Consider the following 22,010-nt stretch of genomic DNA (forward strand, 5'->3'; position numbering starts at 1 on the left):
GTGACACGCTGCAATCCTTGGCTGTCCGTTCCATTTGCCGGCTTTCCCGGCCGCGCCCTCCGGAAGTCGACAATCTCCGACCGCTTCCAGCCTGGCGAGCTTACCCATGGAAGCGCCGGGAGAGCAACGCATCCGGCGCCGTGGGCATTGTGGCGATCTTACCAGTCGCGGCCGTCATGACGGGGGCTCAAGGCGCCCCGCACCTGGCCGAGGCCAGGCTGGATGCATTGCCGGCGACGCGAGAGACCAGCGACTCGCTGCTCGTGGTCAGCGCGCAGGCATGGATGCCGATCGTGATGCCGTCCTTCTCGACCCGCTTGTGGCGCGTATCGAAGGCAAGCCGCCAGCGATTGGCGGCCGGCGCGCGGAACAGCACGACTACGCCGATCACGTTGGCATCGTTGCCGAGGCGTTCCCCGATTTCGTTCTGCGCACCGGGCGTGAGCACGATCTCGTTCACCGAGAGCAGGTCGTCGCCCAGTGCCTCGCGTTCGCGCGCTTCGTCGAGGAATGCATCGAACGGCGCGCGTTCGAAACGATTGGCGTCGCGAAGGTGGTAGACCTTCACCACCGCGGCCAATGCTCGGCCGTCGTTACCCGCATTCAGATTGTCGCCGGCGTACAGGCGCAGCGGGATCGTGCGTTCCTCCGGATTGCCGTCACCGTCCTTGATCCCGATGCTTTCCAGCGTACGGTTGACCGCCTTGCCTATGCCGCCGCCGCTCGCACAACCCGCCAGCGCAAGCACGCAGAGTGCAGCCGCCATCCATCTGGCAGCCTGCAACGGGGAGGAGGGGAGGCGTGGCGCGGGGTGCGTCGTGCGTGTCATGGGGCGCGTATCCATACTTGAATCGTCCGGTTTGCTGGTTTCTAATGGCGGCAGGCACCGGGCCGGGTTCGGGAGCATGCCTGCCACGCGTCGTCTTGACGCAGCGGGGAAAGGCTACTATATCCGTCAGGCGTCACGCAGGGACTCCGGTTGCCTGCCCGGCCGCAGATCGCGGCCGGTGTTGAAAGCGCATGGTCATGAAGGCCGTGCGTAATGGAACGAACACGGACTTTCGGGAAAGTCATGACGACGAAACGGAAAGGAACAGGGGTCTGTCACGGACTGATCGCGCTGGTGCTGCTGGCGATGCTCGGCGGTTGCGCGACGACCAGAGGCGCCAACGGCGCGGCCGATTACGGCAATCTCATGTCGCAGGCAGAATCCGCGGTGACCGTGGGCAAGGTCGATTCCGCGCTGGTTTCGTTCGCCGATGCGGCAAAGGCCGATCCCACGCGCAAGGAACCGTGGGTGCGCACCGCGCAGCTGCAGTTCGACAAGGGCAACTACGCCCACGCCATCATCGCGGCCGAAGAGGTCCTGCAGCGGGACCCCGACGACATGGTCGCGGACGGCATCCTGACCGTCGGCGGATTCCGCGTTGCAAACACCTCGCTCAAGCGGCTGCAGGGGCGGGGCGCATTGTCGTCCGAAACCGCGCGCCGCGAGGCCGAAACGCTGGCCGACACGCTCAAGGCGACGATGGGCGACGGGATCCTCGCGCCTCCTGCAGACGAATCGAAGCCGGCAGAGAAGCCGCGCCGCGTGCGCAAGCGCGTCGCCGCGCCGCGCGCACCGGAGCCGAAGGCGCCTGCCGCGCCCAGCGCCCCCGCGCCGAGCGCCGACCCATTCAAGAACATCGGCGGCAACTAGACAGCGGTCGCTGCACAACGCCATCGTCAAGGAGACGAACGAATGTCCAAGAAGGATAGTGTCCAGAAGCGCCTGCAGAAGGTCCGTCCTCCGCGCGTCCAGCTCACCTACGACGTCGAGAAGGGTGACGCCATCGAGCAGAAGGAACTGCCCTTCGTCGTCGGCGTCATGGGCGATTTCAGCGGCCAGCCGGATCAGCCGCTGCCGAAGATGAAGGACCGCAAGTTCGTCAACGTCGACCTGGACAACTTCGACGAGGTGATGGAAGGCATGGCGCCGCGCGCCGTGTACCGCGTCCCCAACAAGATCAGCGACGAAGGCGGCGAGTTCGCCGTCGAGCTCAAGTTCAAGTCGATCGACGATTTCCGGCCCGAATCCGTGGTCGAGCAGGTCGAACCCCTGCGCAAGCTGCTCGAATCGCGCTCGAAGCTGGCCGACCTGCGCAACAAGCTCGCCGGCAACGAGAAGCTCGAAGACCTGCTGAACGACGTACTCAACAATACCGAGCAGCTCAAGCAGCTTGGCACGGGTGACCAGGAGTAGGACCATGGCTGCAGAGGCAATCACCGCTGGCGAGGCCGCCACCACCATCGAGGAGGCCGGCCTGCTCGACCAGATCGTCGAGCAGAGCAAGGTCGCCAAGTCCGGCGCCGAGCACCAGCGCGCCAAGGACATCATCTCCGAACTCGCCAGGGAGGTGCTCGAGGGCACGGTGGTCGTCTCGGACAACCTCAACCTCACGCTCGATGCACGCGTCGCCGAATTGGACCGGATCATCTCCGAGCAGCTCAGCGCGATCATGCACGCGCAGGAATTCCAGCAGCTCGAAAGCTCCTGGCGCGGCCTGCACTACCTGTGCCAGCAGACCTCGACCGGCCCGATGATGAAGGTCAAGGTCATCAACGCTCCGAAGAAGGACCTGGTGCGCGACTTCAAGTCGGCGATCGACTTCGACCAGAGCGCGCTGTTCAAGAAGGTGTACGAGGAGGAGTTCGGCACCTTCGGTGGTGCGCCGTTCGGCGCCCTGATCGGCGACTACCACATCGGCCGCCAGCCGGAGGATATGTACTTCATCGAGCAGATGTCGCACGTGGCCGCCGCCTCGCACGCGCCGTTCATCAGCGCTGCCTCCGAGGACATGTTCGGGCTGGAAAGCTTCACCGACCTGGGCAAGCCGCGTGACCTGGCCAAGATCTTCGACACCGTCGAGTACGCCAAGTGGAAGTCGTTCCGCGACGCCGAGGACAGCCGCTACGTGGGCCTGACCATGCCGCGGTTCCTTGGCCGACTGCCGTACAACCCCAAGGACGGCACCACGGTCGAAGGCTTCAACTTCGTCGAGGAAGTCGAATCCAGCGACCACTCCCGCTACCTGTGGTGCAACACCGCCTACGCCATGGGCGCGCGCCTGACCCACGCCTTCGAGGACTTCGGCTGGTGCGCGGCGATCCGCGGCGTCGAGGGCGGCGGCCTGGTCGAGGACCTGCCCACGCACACCTTCCGTACCGACGACGGCGAGATCGCGCTCAAGTGCCCGACCGAGATCGCGATCACCGACCGCCGCGAGAAGGAGCTCAGCGACCTGGGCTTCATCCCGCTGGTGCACTGCAAGAACACCGACTACGCGGCCTTCTTCGGCGCCCAGTCGGCGCAGAAGCCGAAGAAGTACAACACCGACTCGGCCAACGCCAACGCCATCCTGTCGGCGCAGCTGCAGTACATCTTCGCCGTGTCGCGCATCGCCCATTACCTCAAGGCGATGATGCGCGAGAAGATCGGCAGCTTCGCGTCCGCCGGCAACGTCGAGGATTTCCTCAACCGCTGGATCGCGCAGTACGTACTGCTCGACGACAACGCCACCCAGGAAGCCAAGGCGCAGTATCCGCTGCGCGAGGCGTCCATCCAGGTTTCGGAAGTGCCGGGCAAGCCCGGTGTCTACCGCGCTGTGGCCTTCATCAGGCCCCATTTCCAGCTCGATGAGCTGTCTGTTTCGCTGCGGCTGGTGGCCGAACTGCCGGCCAGTGCCAAGAAGTCGTAGCGGTTTTGTAGCGTCAAGGGACGGAGATCCCGCTTTGCAGTGACGCGGCCGCCCCGCGAGGGCGGTTCGTAAAATCCTGCCGGGCAGAGCAGTCCGGCACCTCAATCTCACGGAAGATCGGAACAAGGAAACCCAGATATGCAACACGCATTCCTCTCAATCGATACCATCAAGGGCGAGTCCCGCGACGACAAGCATCCCAGCTGGATCGAGATCAAGTCGTTCTCGCAGGACCTGCTGCAGCCGCGTTCCGCCACGGCATCCACCTCCGGTGGCCAGTCCGCGGCCCGCGTGAACCTGTCGCCGATCGAGATCGTCAAGTCGATCGACCTGTCGACGACCGCCCTCAACCAGGCTTGCTCCAACGGCACCACCTTCCCCAAGGCCCGCATCGAGTTCATGCGCGCCGACAAGGACGGCAACGCGATCAACTACTACGCGGTCGAGCTGCTGAACGTGCTGGTCCACCGGGTCACGACCACGGTCGACGAGGACGGCATGCCGCAGGAAGTGGTGCAGCTGAGCTTCGGCGCGATCCGCTGGACCTACAACCAGCAGAAGCCCGAGGGTGGCGTTGGCGGCAAGACCGTCGCGCAGTGGAGTGCCATCAAGAACGTTCCCAACTACACGGCCTGATGACGCTTTGCGGTGGCGCCTTGTGCGCCACCGCACTTGGCCCGGCCGACCGCGCGCACGGATGGCGCGCCGCAGCCGGAGCCGCCAACGGGGGTATGAGGGTCAATGAAGGGATTCGAACCGAGCCTGCTGGACAAATTGCTGGACGATGCGCCGCGCGCCAGGGCCGGCAATGTGTTCAAGTCCATCTCGCTGGAACAGTACAAGGAGTCGGTCGCACGCGACCTGGAAGGGCTGCTCAACAGCCGCTCCGCATTTTCCGAGGAAGACCTGGCGGACTACCCCAACTGCCGCCAGTCGCTGATGACCTACGGGCTCTGCGACTTCTCCTCGATGAGCCTTGCCAACGCCTATGACCGCGCCGCGATCTGCCGTTCGCTCGAGCATGCGATCGCGCGCCACGAGCGCCGGCTGCACAACGTGCAGGTTCGGCTGGACTCGGACATGCACATGGGCACGGGCCTGCACTTCACCATCCACGGCCTGCTCGACCTGCAGCCCGCGCGCGAGGCGGTGAGCTTCGACGCGATGCTGCAGCCGACCACGCTGCAGTACTCGGTCAGCCGCCTGCGGCGCCAGGCTGCGGCTTAGGAGCGGCGGCCGTGCAGAACCTGCTGCCGTTCTACGAACGCGAACTGGCCTTCCTGCGCCGCTACGGGCGCGAGTTCGCCGAGCGCTACCCGAAGATCGCCGGGCGCCTGCTGATTTCCGGCGACGGCAGCCAGGACCCGCACGTCGAACGCCTGATCGAGGCCTTCGCGCTGCTCAGCGCGCGCGTGTCGAAGAAGATCGAGGACGACTACCCCGAGTTCACCGACGCGCTGCTCGAGGTGATGTACCCGCACTACCTGCGGCCGTTCCCGTCGTGCTCGATCGCGCGTTTCGACATGGGTACGGCAGCGGCCAAGCTCAGCGCGCCGGTGTGCGTGCCCCGCGGTACGCAACTGCAGTCGCGCCCCGTGCGTGGGGTGAACTGCCGCTTCCGCACCGCTTACGACGTGCACCTGGCCCCGCTCGCGGTGCAGGCTGCGCGTTACCGCGAGATCGCGCAGCCGCCGATGGCGGTGAGCCTGCCGCCGGAGTCGGGCGGACAGGTTTCGCTGTCCTTCGAGCTGCAGTCCGACCAGGTGTCGTTCGGCAAGCTCGGCATCGACAGGCTGCGGCTGTTCGTCGACGGCGAGCCTTCCTTCAGTGCCGCGCTGCGCGACGCACTCGCGCTGCAGGTCGTGGCCGCCTACGTCGAATCGGACAACGACAGTCGCTGGCGGAAGCTGCCGAAGATCCCATTGCAGCCGGTCGGCTTCGCCGCCGACGAATCGCTGGTGGAGTTCCCGGCACGCGCGCATCCTGCCTATCGACTGCTGACCGAACTGTTCGCGTTTCCGGACAAGTTCGGTTTCTTCGACCTGGATCTCGCGCCGGTCGTCGCACAGGCCACCCGCGGCTTCACCCTGCACCTGGTCCTGCGCTCGGTGCGCCCGGAGCAGCAGGCCAATCGGGTGCTGGAGGGGCTGGGCCGCGACAACGTGCTGACCGGGTGCGCGCCGGTGGTGAACCTGTTCCGGCAGCAGGGCGAACCGATCCGCGTCACCCAGCGCACACACACTTATCCGGTGGTGGCGGATGCGCGGCGCGCATTCGCGTACGAGATCCATTCGATCGATTCGGTCCAGCGCATCCGGCAGACGCCGCAGGGCGAGCAGATCCAGGCGTTCCGCTCTTTCTACGAGCTGCACCACGGCGAGGATCCCGCGCAGACCGGCCAGTACTGGCTGTCGCGCCGGGATGAGGCGGTGGCGCGCCACAGTCCCGGCTACGAGACCGAACTTTCGTTCGTCGACCTGGATTTCAACCCGGCGGTCCCGAAAACGGACGTGGTCAGCATCGAGTTGACCTGCAGCAACCGCGACCTGCCAACGAACCTGGCCTACGGCGTGGCGGGCGGCGACCTGAGCATGGAAGGGGGCAGTCCGGCGCGCTCGATCAGCCTGCTGCGCAAACCGACCGCGCCAAGGCGCTTCCGCCGCGGCCGAGGCGCGCACTGGCGGCTGGTCTCGCACCTGTCGCTGAACCACCTGTCGCTGACCGAGAGCGGGCTGCCGGCGCTTAAGGAGATGCTGCGTCTGTACGACCTGTCGTCCAGCAGTGTGTCCACCGCCCAGATCGAAGGCATTGTCGGCCTCGGGCACGCGCCGACCACGGCCTGGCTGCCCGGCAAGCACTTCACGTCGGTGGTGCGCGGCATCGAGATCCGCCTGACGATCGACGAGTCGAAGTTCGTCGGCACCGGCATCGCCGCGTTCGCGCAGGCGCTCGACCGGTTCTTCGGCCTGTACGTGCACGCCAACAGCTTCACCCGGTTGGTGATCGTTTCCAGCCACAACGAAGAGGAGCTGGTCCGATGCGACCCGCGAAGCGGCGAGTCGACCCTGGTGTAGTCCAGCAACTGTTCGACGAACCATATCGCTTCGAGTATTTCCAGGCGATGCGGATCATCGAGCAACTGTTCCACCACCAGGGCATGGCGGCGGCGGACGAGATCCCCAGGCGGGTCCGTTTCCGCAGCAGCTTGTCGCTCGGCTTTCCTGCCAGCGAAATCGAGGCCATCGAGGGCTGGACGACGGATGGCGAAGCGCTCGAGCGCTCGGCGGCCATCGAGCATGCCGTCGCCACGGAGAGCATCGGCGGGATCCGGATCACGCCCAACTTCATGGGCATGCTCGGCGTCAGCGGCGCGCTGCCGTTGCACTACAGCGAGATGCTGCACGAGCGCGAGGTCTACGGGCGCGACCGCGCGGCGCGCGAGTTCCTCGATATCTTCACCAGCCGGATCCTCGCGCTGCACTACGCGGCGTGGAAGAAGTACCGGCTGGCGCTGCAGTACGAACTCGACCGCCGCGAACGCTTCCTGCCGCTGGTACTGTCGCTCACGGGGATGGGTTTGCCCGGCCTGCGCGACCGCATGGCGGACGGGAAGGGCGACGTGTTCGACCAGGCGATCGCCTATTACGCCGGCGGCGTGCGCCAGCGGCCGGTGTCGGCAGCGTTCCTGCAGCAGATGCTGTCCGACTACTTCGGCGTGCAGGTCGCGGTGGAGCAGTTCGTCGGCGCCTGGTATCAGGTTCCGCCGGACCAGGCGACGCGCCTGGGCGTGGCAAACGCCAGGCTGGGCGCGGACGCGCTGTCCGGCGATCGGGTCTGGCAGCGCGACTTGCGCCTGCGGCTGATGATCGGCCCGCTGGCGCGCGAACGCTTCGACGCCTTCCTGCCCGGCGGTGACGCCGCGCAGGCGCTGAAGAAATGGCTGACGCTGCTCACCGGCTCGTGCCTGGAGTACGAAGTGCGACTGGTACTCAAGGCCGGGGACGTGCGCGGCGCCGGCCTGGGCGACGGGCAGGGCGCACGTCTGGGCTGGGACAGCTACGTCTGCACCCGCCCGTCCGCAACCGCGCGCTCCGACGCCGGTTACGGCATCCACACCCTGCAATGACCGCTGTCGCGCGCCTCATCAAATCCAACATGGAGCTTCCCGTTCAAGCATGAGCACCAACCTCAAGACCCTCATCAGCAAGCTCAACGACACCTGTCGCCAGGCGGCCGAGCGCGCCGCCAACCTGTGCATGGCGCGCGGCCACTACGAGGTCGACCTCGAGCACCTGTTCCTGGCGCTGCTCGAGCAGCCGCAGAGCGACTTCGTGCTGATCGCGCGGCGCAGCGGCGTTTCGGTCGAGCGGCTGGAGAAGGACCTGGGCAACGAGATCGCGCGCTTCAAGGCCGGCAACACCCGCACGCCGGTGTTCTCCCAGCACCTGCCGACGCTGTTCGAACACGCCTGGCTGCTGGCTTCGCTCGAAACCGGTACCACCCGCATCCGCAGCGGCCACCTGCTGCTGGCGCTGCTGACCGCGCCCGATCTGGCGCAACTGGCCTACCGCGGCTCGAAGGAGTTCGTGCGCCTCAAGCGCGAGGAACTCAAGCACGACTTCGCGAAGCTGACCGAGGGCTCGCAGGAGGCCACGCAGGCGGTGGACTTCGCGGGCGCCGATGCGGCATCCCCGGACGGCGACGCGGGTGAAGCCGCGCCCGCGCAGGGCGGGCTGTCGAAGACGCCGGCGCTGGACCAGTTCACCACCAACCTCACCCAGCGCGCGCGCGATGGCCACATCGATCCCGTCATCGGCCGCGACGCGGAGATCCGCCAGCTGGTCGACATCCTCATGCGCCGGCGCCAGAACAACCCGATCCTCACCGGCGAGGCCGGCGTCGGCAAGACCGCCGTGGTCGAAGGCCTGGCGCGCCGCATCGCGGAGAAGGACGTGCCCGAGGTGCTGCAGGGCGTGGAGCTGCACGTGCTCGACATGGGCCTGCTGCAGGCCGGCGCCAGCGTCAAGGGCGAGTTCGAGAACCGCCTGAAGAACGTCATCGACGAGGTCAAGAAGAGCCCGCACCCGATCATCCTGTTCATCGACGAGGCGCACACCATGATCGGCGCCGGCGGTTCGGCGGGGCAGAACGACGCGGCCAACCTGCTCAAGCCGGCGCTGGCCCGCGGCGAACTGCGCACCATCGCCGCGACCACGTGGAGCGAGTACAAGAAGTACTTCGAGAAGGACGCCGCGCTCGCCCGCCGCTTCCAGGTGGTGAAGGTCGAGGAGCCGACCGAGCCGCTGGCCGCGGCCATGCTGCGCGGCATCGTGCCGCTGATGGAGAAGCACTTCGGCATCCGCGTGCTCGACGAGGCGATCACCGAGGCCGTGCGCCTCTCGCACCGCTACATCAGCGGCCGCCAGCTGCCGGACAAGGCCGTGGGCGTGCTCGACACCGCCTGCGCCAAGGTGGCGCTGGGCCAGAGCGCGACGCCGGCGATCATCGAGGACACGCGCCGCCACCTGGAGCGGCTGGACGCGGAAATCGCCGCGCTCGACCGCGAATCCGCCGGCGGCGCCAACCACCACGACGAACGCCTCGTCGAATTGCGCGACCAGCAGGAGCAGGCCCGCAAGGTGCTGGCCGACAACGAAGCCCGCCTGCAGCGCGAGATCGAACTCGCCGACCGCATCCGCGCGCTGCGCGGCGAGATGGAGGCCGGTGCGACCGGCCGTGATGCGCAGGCCGCCGACACGGCGCAGGAACCGGCGCCCGCCAGGAAAACGGCGAAGAAGGCCGCGAAGAAGGCAGCCAGGAAGGCACCGGCATCGCCGCAGCACGCCGAGCTGGACAAGCTCCTCGCCGAACTACGCGAGCTGCAGGGCGAGACCCCGATGGTGCCGCTGCAGGTCGACGGCACCGTGGTCGCCGAGATCGTCTCCGCCTGGACCGGCATCCCGCTCGGGCGCATGGTCAAGGACGAGATCCGCACCGTGCGCAGCCTCAACGGCTTGCTGGCGGAGCGCGTCATCGGCCAGGACCACGCACTCGACGCCATCGCGCAGCGCGTGCGCACCGCCACCGCCAAGCTGGAGGACCCGAACAAGCCGCGCGGCGTGTTCATGTTCGTCGGCCCCTCGGGCGTGGGCAAGACCGAAACCGCGCTGGCGCTGGCCGACATCCTCTACGGCGGCGAGCGCAAGCTCATCACCATCAACATGAGCGAGTACCAGGAGGCGCACAGCGTCTCCGGCCTGAAGGGCTCGCCGCCGGGCTATGTCGGCTACGGCGAGGGCGGCGTGCTGACCGAGGCCGTGCGCCGCAATCCCTACAGCGTGGTGCTGCTGGACGAGGTCGAGAAGGCCCACCCGGACGTGCTGGAGATGTTCTTCCAGGTGTTCGACAAGGGCATGATGGACGATGCCGAGGGCCGCGAGATCGACTTCCGCAACACCCTCATCATCCTCACCTCCAACGTCGGCTCGCCGCAGATCATGCAGTCCTGCCTGAACAAGCCGGCCGGGGAGATTCCCGGCGCAGACGAACTGGCCGAGGCGCTGCGCCCGGTGCTGATGAAGCACTTCAAGCCGGCCTTCCTGGGGCGGCTGAAAGTGGTGCCGTACTATCCGATCAGCGACGACGTGCTGGCGCAGATCATCGAGCTCAAGCTGGGCAGGATCCGCGACCGCGTGGCCGCCAACCACAAGGCCGCATTCGGTTGGGACGGGGGACTGGTCGACGCCGTGCTGGCGCGCTGTACCGAGGTGGACTCGGGCGCCCGCAACGTCGACCATATCCTCAACGGCACGCTACTGCCGGAAATCGCCGAAACCGTCTTGGCAAGCATGGCCGAAGGCGGCAAGATCGGGCAGATCAAGGTCGGCGCCGGCAGGAACGGAGCTTTCAAGTACAAGGTTGCCTGATCCGGGCGCCTTGTTTCACACAAGGAGGAGTCAACATGGATTTCTACGGAATCGACAGGAACGCGACCATCGACCACTGCGACAGCCTGGCCCTCGGCCGGCATGATCGCGACACGCAGAACATCTCGAGCTGGAACCGTATCCGCCCCGAGCACGTGGTCGACCTGCTGGACCAGGCGGCGACCGACGCCCGCGGCGATGCGCGTGATCTGGCGGTCATGCTGTCGCGCTTCGCCTGGCGCATCAGCAGCGGCAGTGCCTCCGCACAGGGCAACAGCAACCGCATCGTGAACAACGTGCGCGAGATCACGGTGTCGGTGGCGGGCCGCAACTTCCAGCTGCACTGCACCGAGACGCCTTCGCTGAAACTGGAGCGGATCACCGCCTGATCCCACGGACGAGATCCCCGGCGCCCATGAGCGGGCGCCAGCCCGCCGACAGGCGGGCGAGGGGAGTGCAAGGAGCATTGCCATGGACGCACTCGCCACAGTCCTGACCGCCCTGGTCGCAAGCCCCGGGCAACAGGCGCGGCTGCTGCGGTTGCACACGCCGCTCGGGCCGGAAGTACTGGTGGCGGAGCGGCTGTCGGGCGTGGAGGCCGTCGACACCGGCTTCCGCCTCGAGATCACCGCGCTGTCGATCGACGCGCACCTGTCGCTGGACGCACTGCTCGGCCAGCCGGTGCTGCTGGAGCTGCTCACCGCCGACTCGCGCACGGACCTGCGGCCGTTCCACGGCCATGTCACCGCGTTCGAACGCGTGGGCAGCAACGGCGGCCTGGCGCGTTACCGGCTGGTGGTGGAGCCGTGGCTGGCATTCCTGCGCCAGCGGGTGGACAGCTACGTGTTCCAGGACAAGACGGTCGTGGAGATCGTCGAGGACGTCTTCGCCGACTACGCCGAGGCGGGCGCGCTCGCGCCCGCATGGCGTTGGGAGCTGGCCGACCGCAGTGCCTACGCCAGGCGCAGCCTGACCACGCAGTACGAAGAGAGCGATCACGCCTTCCTGGCCCGCGTGCTGGCCGAGGAAGGGATCTTCTTCTGGTTCGAGCACGCCGGCGATGCGTCCTCGGAGACGTTCGGCGCGCACACGCTGGTGCTGGCCGACCATGCCGACGCCTTCGGCGACGCCGGCGCGGTGCGCTACCACCGCAGCGACGTCACCGAGCGCGCCGACAGCATCCAGCAGTGGTCGAGCACGCGTCGCTGGCAGACCGGTCGGCTGTCGCGGGCCAGCTGGGATTACCGCAGCCTCGGGCTGCGGCCGGCGAGCGCGGACGGCGAGTCCTTCGGCGACGTCACGCCCGAAGACAGCGACACCGCCGGCCCCTACGGCTGGCATGACAGCGCCGAAGGCGAGCGCCGTGCCCGCCAGCAACTCGAAGCCCTGCAAGTCGAGAGCCGCACGACCGGCGGTGCCGGCAGCTGGCGCCGGCAGGCCCCGGGTACGCAGTTCGAACTGACCCAGCACCCGGCTTTGCGCGACCCGGAAGCCGCCCGCTTCGCCTGCCTGCAGGTGCGCCATGAGGCCCGCAACAACCTCGGCGCCGAGGTCCATACCGCACTGGAGCAACTGCTCGGCCCGGTCGCCCAGGCCGGCGCCGTGCTGCCTGAAGCGCTCTCCGGGCTGGCACCGTCGTCCAGTGCGATGGCCGATGACGACAACGACAACGACAACGACAACGATTTCTATCGCAACAGCTTCACTGCCATCCCGGCGACGTTGCCGTACCGCCCGAAGACCCGCGACGGCCACGGCCTGCGCCTGCACCCCAAGCCCACCGTGCACGGCACCCAGAGCGCGATCGTGGTCAGCGACGGCGCCCCGCTGCAGACCGACCGCGACCATCGCATCCAGGTGCAGTTCGCCTGGCAGCGCGGCAACGACGCCAGCGGCCAGCAGCCGCATCCGGGCGGCGACGACAACGCCCCCGGCAGTGACGGCGCCTGGACCTGGGTGCGCGTGGCCACACCGTGGGCCGGCGACAACTGGGGTGGTGTCGTCGTCCCGCGCAAGGGCCAGGAAGTGCTGGTGGCCTTCCTGGAAGGCGACATCGACCGTCCGGTGGTCGTCGGCACGGTCTACAACGGCCGCGGCCAGGACGACGCGCAGCACAACCAGGTCACCGCCGGCGGAGGCGGAGCCACCGGCAACGCCGCGGCCTGGTTCGACGGCAACGAGCACGCCGCCGTGTTCACCGGATTCAAGAGCCAGGCCCTGGCGCAGAGCCAGGACGGCAGCGGCGGCTACCAGCTGCTGCGGCTGGACGACACCCCCGGCGAAGGCCGCGCGCAGGCATCCACCACCCAACACGAGACCGCGCTGACCCTCGGCCATCTCAAGGGGGGCGAAGACAACATGCGCGGCGCCGACCGCGGGTTCGGCGTGGAACTGTCCACCCAGGCCGGCGGCGCCCTGCGCGCCGGCGCCGGCCTGTTCCTGACCACCGAACCGGGCAGCCCGCAGCTGGCCGCAGACAGCACCCTCGCGCAGCTGGCCGAAGGCGAACAGCTGCTGCAGGCCCTGGCCGACACCGCCAGGAGCCAACAGGCCACGTTGCCTGACGACCCAGACACGCTGCCCGCACAAACGACGCTGCAAGCCATGCAGGAGAGCATGCGCGCCACCCAGCAGGGCGGCGCAGCGGGCGGACAAGGCGAACAGACCATCGGTGGCGGCGAAGGCGAAGTCCCTGGCTGGGACGCCCCACAGCTGATCGCCGGCAGCCCCGACGGTGTGCTGAGCCTGACCCCCGCCGACCAGGCCTGGGTATCCGGCGCCCAGACCACGTTGCTTGCCGGCACCGACCTGGACTGGCTGAGCCAGGGCGAAACCGTCATCGCCGCCGCCGGCGGCATCGCCCTGTTCACCCAGGGCAGCGATGCCCCGGCGGGCAAGCCGAATCAGGAAAAGGGCATCGCCCTGCATGCGGCCCAAGGCAAGCTCAGCGCGCGGGCGCACAAGAACGAAGCGAAGGTCGCTGCCAAGACCTCGGTGACCCTCGCCAGTACCCAGGCCGATGTCGAACTGGCCGCCCCGAGCAAGCACCTGCTGCTCACAGCCACCGGCGCCTACCTCAAGCTCGAAGGCGGCAACATCGAATTGGGCGCGCCCGGCACCATCGAGTTCAAGGCGAGCAGGAAGGAGTGGGTGTCAGCTTCTGCTTCCTCTTCTTCGAAGGTTTCACTGGCTCAGGCGGAGCCAATAAACAACGAGATGTTCCAGATCACCGATGAGGTAAGTGGCGAGCCAATGCCTTGGGAGCCTTATCACATCGTCGATGCGGTAGGCACGGTCCTGGCGTACGGTATTACCAGCCGCAACGGCGAAACGCAGCGTGTTCATACACCAAGAAGCGTCAAGGTCAAACTGGTTCGGGGTTGGCCTCAACAGGGAAGCGGAGCTTGAGGAGATATGCATGGACGGGAGTAACTCAATTGCCGAGAGCAGGACGACTCCATCGCGTGACACGCGTGAAGTGGCAAGCCTGGCGCCAGAACCTCTTTTCTTCCTGCGGCCAGAAACCAGCGAAATCTATGTTTGCGATGCCACGAATTCTACGGCTGTATTGACAGAAGCGGCATTGATCGACGAATTGGTTGCCGGCTTGTTTGCAACCCAAGCGGCGACCCGTGAGGTTGAGATTTCAAGTAGTGCTTCATCGGAAGATATGGACCGTGCCTTGAGGGATGAGGAGGAGGCGCGGGACAAACTGTACAAAGAGTTGTCTGAGACCAAGGCGTTCTCCGGAGGAGATGACATGATGGAGCTTGTCAGTCTTCCAAGTGAAAAGAACAGCTACAAAGGCAGGACGTTGACCTACGTGCGATCGTCCAAGGTCAAGAATCATTTCAGGACATACAAGCTGGCGAAGGCCGAGCAGCCCGAGATGAAGTCTGTGTTGGTCAAAGATCAATCAGGCAGGACCGTGATCGACAAGGAAAAGTTTGTCAAGTCCCTGAAGCTCACTGCCAAAGATGTCAAGCTCAAGGAGAAGATTGGAGAGCACGTGGTCGCGAAGTGGGCATATCAATGGGCTCCCAGTTTCGTCGAGGAATTCAATAAGAACTTCAACTTTAAGCGTGAGGCCGCTCCGTCCGATGAGGCGGAGCAGGAAAGGATGGTCGACTTCTCTAGAGGTGCGACCGTCTTGCGCTTATTTGGCACGGCCAATGTTACGGCAGGCGCAAATGTGGATGGCACGCTTGCAGATGCCCTGAAAGGCAAAGGAAAAATCGAGGCAAGCTACAAGGCAAAAGGGGATATTTCATTTGCACTGGCGGAAGGAAGGGTTGGGATAGACCTCTATCTTCCTGATAAGCGTGGTTGGCATCTGTTCCTGCCGGTTGCTGGAGGTGAGGATGCTGAATTGGGATGTGTTCGCGTAGAGATTGGAGGCAATCTCACTGGCTTTGTGGGTGCCAGTGTGATGGGGGAAGGGGGCTTGGAAGTTGGTATTGGCCGCGATGCGACGGGGAAGAAAGGCGGGGATATCCAGGGCATTCGCGGTGTTCGTGCAAAAGGTCGCTCGGGGCGTCAACTCAAGCAGAAAAAGATGAGTGTCGTCATGGAAGGTGACCTTGGAGGGGAGGTCAGTGCTTTCGCCGGCGCAGAGGGGTTGCTTGCTGTTTCAGGAGGTATGAGTTGGCTCAAGCCGGAGAGCCGGGACGACTATGCTTCGTTCGCAGAGATCAAACCGTCGGTGGCCGCGCAGGCGGGAGCGGGCGGTACGGCCGCGTTCCACATTGCATATGAAAAACAAAAACTCCGAATCCATTGCAAGCTCGGTGCTTGTTGGGGAGCAGGCTTGAAGGGCGCAGTTGAGGCAACGGTGTCGCCGCTTACTTTGGGGGAGTTTGTGCTGTGGTTCCACTATCAGGTGCTCAATGCGGGCAGTCGAAACTTGGGTTACTTCCAGAAAAATGCATGGGACGCCTATCTCCACATACAGGCTCTTGCAATACTGACCGGCAAGCGTTTTTCCGACTTCTACGGACAATCAGTTGCAGAATTGGATCGGATGTACCAAGAGCGAAAAGCGTGGGTGAAGACGCATGCGCTTGAAGCAATTCGGTTGATAGCGACGGGCCTGCAGGAGGCCGGGGTTCTGTTGGCGGAAGTAAAGGGGTTCTTGCTGGAAATGTTGCAGGAAGCGCAAGACAGCCTTATCCGCGCGGGCCAAGAAGCGATGGATTGGTTTCAGGACTTGTTCTCTGCGGTTCAAATACTGACCGACGATATCTATCTGCAGAATGAATATGAGAACGTCAAGCAGTTTGCCTCGCAAGAATTGGGCGAAAAGAACACAGATACAGCCATCGCTGAAGCCTTTATCGGTAGCGTCCTGGGACCTGCGCGGGTAGCGCAATTGCAACAGCTTAAGACCGAGCCTACGCCAGGCTTTTACATTGTGCCGAATACTTCGTTCGCCTACAGGCTGCAGAACGGTACGCATGTGGCATGGATGGAAAGCCCTTGGTGGCAGCAGAGTGATACGCGCATGGCATAGTAAAAGTGCTGTCTTTTGGCAGATGCGTTAATTCCAGCGGGGCGCATTGATCACGCAGCGAAACGCGGCAGTCGAAGTGACAGATTGTTGCTTGCTGCCATCGTCGTAGATCACGTAATCCTTTCCATATCCAAGGCGGTTCAGCACCGTCCATTGACCGGCGGCGCTGGCGCGCGCAACCTTCTCAGTACCGTTGGCGGGGCCGGTGGGATTATGTAACGGGCGCTTGGGCGTCGGAGTGGGGTAGTGTGCATACCAGTCGTTAACCCACTCATCGCCATAGCCAATAAAATCATACAGACCCGCGGGGTTGGGGCCGAAGACACCGCTGGGACGGTTGGAAAGATAATGAGGCCCCTTATGCTGTCCTGCAATTCTTTCTAGTTGATCCTCAAGAGCATTTGGGTCCACTTTATCCGCGCGCGCATTGGCGATTCCGAAAGCATATGGCTTGCCGCCGGATCGGGCGCTGTACTCCCATTGTGCCTCGCTGGGGAGAGCGAACGGCTGGGTGGATATGTCCGCCAGCCAAGCGCAATAGTCGTGCGCCTGTTGCCAGGTGACTTTTGCGTTGTAGCTTGGGTAGCGGCGCTCCAGATCAGGGTAGTACTGGATATGTGAAGGGTTGCCGTCGACATCGATATCCTTAGAGATCAACTCTGTGCCAATCAAAGGTAGCCCGCGATTCCGCGTATAGGTGTCGTACTCGGCAATGGTGACGCGCCGTTTTTGGATTAGGAAATCGCTGAGTTTGACCGGAAATGGATTGTCATCGGCGGTACTGCGTGTAATCGGCCAGGAAGGGTCTTCCAGCCAACCGTAGTCGCCCATGACGAAGGTGCCGCCTTCCATTAACGCCATGTCGGCGCGGGTCTTTTGTACGAAGGACTTCAAATCTTCTTCGGTCGGTGCTGGCTTGTTGCGGAGATGCTCAAGAATCACGGCAGCGGTTCTGTCGGGGAACCGGAATTCCAACTCGTTTAGACGCTCCCATACGCTGGGAGTTGGGGCCGGAGTGTCGATGGCGCGGCGTACGAAGTCGGCGTCGTAGACCATTTTGCAGAATCGATCGATGTTGTTGCCGGCAGATGTCGTCTCTGGCGTGCACTCGCCTTTGCGGGCCTTTTCCGCGTCACGCTTGAAGTTCTCCTGCAGCCGTTTTATTCCCGCTTCGAGTTCCTCTTGGCTCAGCTTCGGAGATCTGGCGATCTCGGATTGCGCGCAGACCTGTTGTGTTAGCAACAGGCCGCATAGTAGCAACGAGAGCATATGGGTCGGTTTGGTGCGAAAGGCATCCAGGCGCATCGGGTCACCAGTCTGAGAGTTGTTCGCTGATCCTGCGAAGTAGCTCGCTGATACTAGCAGTCAGAATTCCTCCAACGATGAATAGACCGCGTACGTGACTGTCCTGTCCGACGGGCGAAAAGCGACGTTGAGGCCGTGGGTAGCTGGAATCGCATCCGCCCCGAGCACGTGGTCGACCTGCTCGACGATGCCGCGCCCGATGCCCGCGGCGACGCGCGCGACCTGGCGACGATGCTGTCGCGGTTCGCCTGGCGCATCAGTGGTGGCACCGCGTCGGCGCAGGGCAGCAGCAACCGCATCGTGAACAACGTGCGCGAGATCACGGTTTCGGTGGCGGGGCGCAATTTCCAGCTGCACTGCACCGAGACGCCTTCGCTGAAACTGGAGCGGATCACCGCCTGATCCCACGGACGAGATCCCCGGCGCCCATGAGCGGGCGCCAGCCCGCCGACAGGCGGGCGAGGGGAGTGCAAGGAGCATTGCCATGGACGCACTCGCCACAGTCCTGACCGCCCTGGTCGCAAGCCCCGGGCAACAGGCGCGGCTGCTGCGGTTGCACACGCCGCTCGGGCCGGAAGTGCTGGTGGCGGAGCGGCTGTCGGGCGTGGAGGCTGTCGACAGCGGCTTCCGCTTCGAGATCGCCGCGCTGTCGATCGACGCGCACCTGTCGCTGGACGAGCTGCTCGGCCAGCCGGTGCTGCTGGAACTGCTCACCGCCGACTCGCGCACGGACCTGCGTCCGTTCCACGGGCACGTCACCGCGTTCGAACGCGTGGGCAGCAACGGGGGTCTGGCGCGCTACCGGCTGGTGGTGGAGCCGTGGCTGGCGTTCCTGCGCCAGCGGGTGGACAGCTATGTGTTCCAGGACAAGACGGTCGTGGAGATCGTCGAAGACATCTTCGCCGACTACGCCGAAGCCGGCGCGCTGGCGCCCGCCTGGCGCTGGGAGCTGGCCGACCGCAGCGTCTATGCGAAGCGCAGCCTGACCACCCAGTACGAAGAGAGCGACCACGCCTTCCTGCAGCGCCTGCTGGCCGAGGAGGGCCTGTTCTTCTGGTTCGAACACGCCGGCGATGCGTCCTCGGACACCTTCGGCACGCACACGCTGGTGCTGGCCGACCATGCCGACGCCTTCGGCGACGCCGGCGCGGTGCGCTACCACCGCAGCGACGCCACCGAGCGCGCCGACAGCATCCAGCACTGGTCCAGCACGCGTCGCTGGCAGACCGGCCGGCTGTCGCGGGCCAGCTGGGATTACCGCAGCCTCGGGATGCGTCCGGCCAGCGTCGACGGCGAGTCGTTCGGCGGCGTCACGCCCGAGGACAGCGACACAGCCGGCCCCTACGGCTGGCACGACAGCGCCGAAGGCGAGCGCCGTGCCCGCCAGCAACTCGAAGCCCTGCAAGTCGAGAGCCGCACGACCGGCGGTGCCGGCAGCTGGCGCCGGCAGGCCCCGGGTACGCATTTCGAACTGACCCAGCACCCGGCCTTGCGCGACCCGGAAGCCGCCCGCTTCGCCTGCCTGCAGGTGCGCCACGAGGCCCGCAACAACCTCGGCGCCGAGGTCCATACCGCACTGGAGCAACTGCTCGGCCCGGTCGCCCAGGCCGGCGCAGCGCTCTCCGGGCTGGCACCGTCGTCCAGTGCGATGGCCGATGACGACAACGACAACGACAACGACAACGATTTCTATCGCAACAGCTTCACTGCCATCCCGGCGACGTTGCCGTACCGCCCGAAGACCCGCGACGGCCACGGCCTGCGCCTGCACCCCAAGCCCACCGTGCACGGCACCCAGAGCGCGATCGTGGTCAGCGACGGCGCCCCGCTGCAGACCGACCGCGACCATCGCATCAAGGTGCAGTTCGCGTGGCAGCGCGGCACCGACGCCAGCGGCCAGCACCCCCACCCGGGCGGCGACGACAACGCGCCCGGCAGCGACGGCGCCTGGACCTGGGTGCGCGTAGCCACACCGTGGGCCGGCGACAACTGGGGTGGCGTCGTCGTCCCGCGCAAGGGCCAGGAAGTGCTGGTGGCTTTCCTGGAAGGCGACATCGACCGCCCGGTGGTCGTCGGTACGGTCTACAACGGTCGCGGCCAGGACGATGCGCAGCACAATCAGGTCACCGCCGGCGGAGGCGGGGCCACGGGCAACGCCGCGGCCTGGTTCGACGGCAACGAGCATGCAGCCGTGTTCACAGGGTTCAAGAGCCAGGCCCTGGCACAGAGCCAGGACGGCAGCGGCGGCTACCAGCTGCTGCGGCTGGACGACACCCCCGGCGAAGGCCGCGCGCAGGCATCCACCACCCAACACGAGACCACGCTGACCCTCGGCCATCTCAAGGGCGGCGAAGACAACATGCGCGGCGCCGACCGCGGGTTCGGCGTGGAACTGTCCACCCAGGCCGGCGGCGCCCTGCGCGCCGGCGCCGGCCTGTTCCTGACCACCGAACCGGGCAGCCCGCAACTGGCCGCCGACAGTACCCTCGCGCAGCTGGCCGAAGGCGAACAGCTGATGCAGGCGCTGGCCGACACGGCCCAAAGCCAGCAGGCCACGCTGCCGGATGACCCGGACACGCTGCCCGCACAGGCGACCCTGCAATCCGTGCGGGAAAACATGCGCGCCACCCAGCAGGGCGGCGCGGCCGGCGGCGAAGGCGAACAGGCCATCGGTGGCGGGGAAGGCGAAGTCCCCGGCTGGGACGCCCCGCAGCTGGTGGCCGGCAGCCGCGACGGCGTACTGAGCCTGACCCCCGCCGACCAGGCCTGGGTGTCCGGCACCCAGACCACACTAGTGGCCGGCACGAACCTGGACTGGCTGAGCCAGGGCGAGACCGTCATCGCCGCCGCCGGCGGCATCGCGCTATTCACCCAAGGCAGCCAGGCGCCGAGCAGCAAACCGAACCAGGAGACCGGCATCGCGATGCACGCCGCGCAGGGCAAGGTGAGCGCACGGGCGCATAAGAACGAGGCGAAGGTCGCGGCGAAGACGAACATCAAGCTTGCCAGCACGCAGGCGGATGTCGAGATCAGTGCCCCGAGCAAGCATGTATTGCTTACCGCAAAAGGCGCCTACCTCAAGCTAGAAGGCGGCAACATCGAGCTAGGTGCGCCGGGGACGGTCGAGTTCAGGGCGACGCATAAAGAGTGGACCGGGCCGAAGGGGGCAAGCGCATCATCGACAACGCTGCCAAAGGGCACGTACAAGGGGTGTGACTACAAGATGCAAGCAGCTGCCCAAGGAGGGGATGCCATTGTCTGACCCGCAAGATTCTTCGGTCAGGGCAAAAGCACGGCGTGCGCTGCTTGCTGCCGTAACGCGCGCGTCACATCTGCGCCTGTGCGTGCTTGTCGACCCCGTCATCACCGACCCGCTGCAAAGCTTTTCTACACGTGACAATGCGATTGTTCTGCCGATCCGCCATGGTGATCTGAAAGCTGAGCACCGGCCCTATCTGTTGGAGCTTGGCGACTTCGGCCGCGACGAGGCGATCGAGGAAAGCCTTCGTGTCGCGGTGTCTGAAGTGATGGCTGCTGAGAGTTCCGCTTCTCGAGGCCGAACCGTATGCGGGTGGATTCTCACTGGGAATGCTCCGCTCAAAGAATTTGCCTCGCATCTGGCGAGATGCGCCTCGCTGGGCGTTGCCGGTCGCATAAGGTTGTTGCGATATTGGGATCCGCGAGTCATGGACGCCCTTGAAGCATTATTGACCCAAGCGCAGAAATACTCCCTATTGGGGCCCGGCACCGCTTGGTATTGGTTAAAGAGAAATGGCAACTTGCAAGCGTTTTCGGTCGAGCAGGGCGGCGTGGAGTTGGAACCTGCTACCACGGAGTTTTGGTTGGAACGGCAGCAAATAGAGTTGCTCGCGGAGATTGGATACGTCAACACGGCATTGAATGTACTGCAGGGAATGGGGCGTGATGTAGCCTGCCTATCACCCCATGCACTCGCTCAGAGGCTATTGGCCGGCGCTCGTATTTGGCGACTGAACAGTGAACGTGAACGTGTGATGTATGCGGTGTACAGCGTTTTGGCAGGAGACCGCTTCGATCATGCGCCTGAAGCCGGCGCCGCGATGCTCGCGGCACAGGTGCGTGGGGACTCCGTTATCGACGCACTGGACGCCTTCGATGACGCATATTGGCAATCACTCAATCAAACAACGTCGATGACCGCGGGTGTTTGAACAGGTTCGATAAGGAGAGCGGATCATGGCAGACAATGGAATTGCCGCGGCCAGGAAGAGGGTTGCACAGCAAACCACCGAAAAGACGCTTGGTAGCGAGTGCCAAAATTGCGTCAAGCAAGGGTTGGCAATCTTGCCGGTCGTGTCGGGCATTCTTCCTAACGGACTACTTGCACAGGCGATGCTGATTAATTTCGGGTCTCCATCGGTACCCCAAGGTGGGGAACTGGCATCACTGAGCAAGGCGCTGTCAGCAAAAGATCTGACCGACCATGGGCCTGTCCAAGATTTTGTGTAACCGGGTACCCGGCAGGAGACTGTCGATCTACCCGGAGACACCATG

17 protein-coding genes are annotated in these 22,010 nt (G+C 65.2%); 15 read left to right on the top strand and 2 right to left on the bottom strand.

Annotated features, from left to right (window positions below):
- Positions 1 to 187 precede the first annotated feature (187 nt).
- Positions 188 to 844 (bottom strand): type VI secretion system lipoprotein TssJ, encoded by a 657-nt coding sequence (gene tssJ, locus ABD679_RS10840; RefSeq protein WP_344759999.1) that lies wholly within the window; start codon positions 842 to 844, stop codon positions 188 to 190.
- Between the two features lie 228 nt (positions 845 to 1,072).
- On the opposite strand from tssJ, the gene ABD679_RS10845 reads away from it, so the two are divergent.
- The 11 genes from ABD679_RS10845 (at position 1,073) to ABD679_RS10895 (ending at position 16,172) form a co-directional block, all read left to right on the top strand.
- On the top strand, positions 1,073 to 1,699 hold the full coding sequence (locus ABD679_RS10845) for a tetratricopeptide repeat protein (protein ID WP_344760000.1): 627 nt from the start codon (positions 1,073 to 1,075) through the stop codon (positions 1,697 to 1,699).
- Positions 1,700 to 1,741: 42 nt separating this feature from the next.
- Positions 1,742 to 2,242: a type VI secretion system contractile sheath small subunit gene (gene tssB, locus ABD679_RS10850; protein WP_344760001.1), complete on the top strand. Its 501-nt coding sequence runs from the start codon at positions 1,742 to 1,744 to the stop codon at positions 2,240 to 2,242.
- A 4-nt stretch (positions 2,243 to 2,246) separates the two neighbouring features.
- A complete protein-coding gene (tssC, locus tag ABD679_RS10855; RefSeq protein ID WP_344760002.1) occupies positions 2,247 to 3,737 on the top strand; it encodes a type VI secretion system contractile sheath large subunit in 1,491 nt (496 codons plus the stop codon).
- A 138-nt stretch (positions 3,738 to 3,875) separates the two neighbouring features.
- The gene (locus tag ABD679_RS10860; protein ID WP_344760003.1) at positions 3,876 to 4,373 is read left to right on the top strand and encodes an Hcp family type VI secretion system effector; all 498 of its coding nucleotides are present in this window, start codon (positions 3,876 to 3,878) and stop codon (positions 4,371 to 4,373) included.
- A 105-nt stretch (positions 4,374 to 4,478) separates the two neighbouring features.
- Positions 4,479 to 4,964 carry a type VI secretion system baseplate subunit TssE gene (gene tssE / locus ABD679_RS10865; RefSeq protein ID WP_344760004.1) on the top strand — a complete coding sequence of 162 codons (486 nt, stop codon included), beginning with the start codon at positions 4,479 to 4,481 and terminating at the stop codon, positions 4,962 to 4,964.
- An 11-nt stretch (positions 4,965 to 4,975) separates the two neighbouring features.
- Positions 4,976 to 6,811: a type VI secretion system baseplate subunit TssF gene (tssF, locus tag ABD679_RS10870; protein ID WP_344760005.1), complete on the top strand. Its 1,836-nt coding sequence runs from the start codon at positions 4,976 to 4,978 to the stop codon at positions 6,809 to 6,811.
- Positions 6,775 to 7,863 (top strand): type VI secretion system baseplate subunit TssG, encoded by a 1,089-nt coding sequence (tssG, locus tag ABD679_RS10875; RefSeq protein ID WP_344760006.1) that lies wholly within the window; start codon positions 6,775 to 6,777, stop codon positions 7,861 to 7,863. The genes tssF and tssG overlap by 37 nt, the downstream gene beginning before the upstream one ends.
- A gap of 49 nt (positions 7,864 to 7,912) precedes the next feature.
- Positions 7,913 to 10,663, top strand: a complete 2,751-nt coding sequence (tssH, locus tag ABD679_RS10880) for a type VI secretion system ATPase TssH (RefSeq protein WP_344760007.1) — start codon at positions 7,913 to 7,915, stop codon at positions 10,661 to 10,663.
- 35 nt (positions 10,664 to 10,698) lie between these two features.
- Positions 10,699 to 11,052 (top strand): hypothetical protein, encoded by a 354-nt coding sequence (locus ABD679_RS10885; RefSeq protein ID WP_344760008.1) that lies wholly within the window; start codon positions 10,699 to 10,701, stop codon positions 11,050 to 11,052.
- An 82-nt stretch (positions 11,053 to 11,134) separates the two neighbouring features.
- Positions 11,135 to 14,071, top strand: coding sequence for a type VI secretion system Vgr family protein (locus ABD679_RS10890; RefSeq protein WP_344760009.1), 2,937 nt, complete (start codon positions 11,135 to 11,137; stop codon positions 14,069 to 14,071).
- A 10-nt stretch (positions 14,072 to 14,081) separates the two neighbouring features.
- Complete coding sequence (locus ABD679_RS10895) at positions 14,082 to 16,172, top strand: hypothetical protein (RefSeq protein WP_344760010.1); 2,091 nt, start codon at positions 14,082 to 14,084, stop codon at positions 16,170 to 16,172.
- A 27-nt stretch (positions 16,173 to 16,199) separates the two neighbouring features.
- On the opposite strand, the gene ABD679_RS10900 is transcribed toward ABD679_RS10895, so the two are convergent.
- Positions 16,200 to 17,477, bottom strand: a complete 1,278-nt coding sequence (locus ABD679_RS10900) for a formylglycine-generating enzyme family protein (RefSeq protein WP_344760011.1) — start codon at positions 17,475 to 17,477, stop codon at positions 16,200 to 16,202.
- Positions 17,478 to 17,612: 135 nt separating this feature from the next.
- Between ABD679_RS10900 and ABD679_RS10905 the strand changes: the two genes are divergently transcribed.
- The 4 genes from ABD679_RS10905 to ABD679_RS10920 all read left to right on the top strand — a co-directional run bounded on the left by ABD679_RS10905 (position 17,613) and on the right by ABD679_RS10920 (position 21,965).
- Complete coding sequence (locus ABD679_RS10905; RefSeq protein ID WP_344760012.1) at positions 17,613 to 17,879, top strand: hypothetical protein; 267 nt, start codon at positions 17,613 to 17,615, stop codon at positions 17,877 to 17,879.
- Positions 17,880 to 17,961: 82 nt separating this feature from the next.
- On the top strand, positions 17,962 to 20,739 hold the full coding sequence (locus ABD679_RS10910) for a type VI secretion system Vgr family protein (RefSeq protein ID WP_344760013.1): 2,778 nt from the start codon (positions 17,962 to 17,964) through the stop codon (positions 20,737 to 20,739).
- Positions 20,732 to 21,667: a DUF4123 domain-containing protein gene (locus ABD679_RS10915; protein WP_344760014.1), complete on the top strand. Its 936-nt coding sequence runs from the start codon at positions 20,732 to 20,734 to the stop codon at positions 21,665 to 21,667. Before ABD679_RS10910 ends, ABD679_RS10915 begins: the two co-directional genes overlap by 8 nt.
- A gap of 25 nt (positions 21,668 to 21,692) precedes the next feature.
- The gene (locus ABD679_RS10920; RefSeq protein ID WP_344760015.1) at positions 21,693 to 21,965 is read left to right on the top strand and encodes a hypothetical protein; all 273 of its coding nucleotides are present in this window, start codon (positions 21,693 to 21,695) and stop codon (positions 21,963 to 21,965) included.
- The last annotated feature ends 45 nt before the right edge of the window (positions 21,966 to 22,010 follow it).

Origin of the sequence: Luteimonas lutimaris, assembly GCF_039537065.1 — a bacterium.
GTDB lineage: Bacteria > Pseudomonadota > Gammaproteobacteria > Xanthomonadales > Xanthomonadaceae > Luteimonas > Luteimonas lutimaris.

Bases quoted from the DNA above. Each gene is read 5' to 3' on its own strand.
- tssJ (WP_344759999.1), bottom strand. From the start codon at position 844: ATGGATACGCGCCCCATGACACGCACGACGCACCCCGCGCCACGCCTC.
- ABD679_RS10845 (WP_344760000.1), top strand. From the start codon at position 1,073: ATGACGACGAAACGGAAAGGAACAGGGGTCTGTCACGGACTGATCGCG.
- tssB (WP_344760001.1), top strand. From the start codon at position 1,742: ATGTCCAAGAAGGATAGTGTCCAGAAGCGCCTGCAGAAGGTCCGTCCT.
- tssC (WP_344760002.1), top strand. From the start codon at position 2,247: ATGGCTGCAGAGGCAATCACCGCTGGCGAGGCCGCCACCACCATCGAG.
- ABD679_RS10860 (WP_344760003.1), top strand. From the start codon at position 3,876: ATGCAACACGCATTCCTCTCAATCGATACCATCAAGGGCGAGTCCCGC.
- tssE (WP_344760004.1), top strand. From the start codon at position 4,479: ATGAAGGGATTCGAACCGAGCCTGCTGGACAAATTGCTGGACGATGCG.
- tssG (WP_344760006.1), top strand. From the start codon at position 6,775: ATGCGACCCGCGAAGCGGCGAGTCGACCCTGGTGTAGTCCAGCAACTG.
- tssH (WP_344760007.1), top strand. From the start codon at position 7,913: ATGAGCACCAACCTCAAGACCCTCATCAGCAAGCTCAACGACACCTGT.
- ABD679_RS10885 (WP_344760008.1), top strand. From the start codon at position 10,699: ATGGATTTCTACGGAATCGACAGGAACGCGACCATCGACCACTGCGAC.
- ABD679_RS10890 (WP_344760009.1), top strand. From the start codon at position 11,135: ATGGACGCACTCGCCACAGTCCTGACCGCCCTGGTCGCAAGCCCCGGG.
- ABD679_RS10895 (WP_344760010.1), top strand. From the start codon at position 14,082: ATGGACGGGAGTAACTCAATTGCCGAGAGCAGGACGACTCCATCGCGT.
- ABD679_RS10900 (WP_344760011.1), bottom strand. From the start codon at position 17,477: ATGCGCCTGGATGCCTTTCGCACCAAACCGACCCATATGCTCTCGTTG.
- ABD679_RS10910 (WP_344760013.1), top strand. From the start codon at position 17,962: ATGGACGCACTCGCCACAGTCCTGACCGCCCTGGTCGCAAGCCCCGGG.
- ABD679_RS10920 (WP_344760015.1), top strand. From the start codon at position 21,693: ATGGCAGACAATGGAATTGCCGCGGCCAGGAAGAGGGTTGCACAGCAA.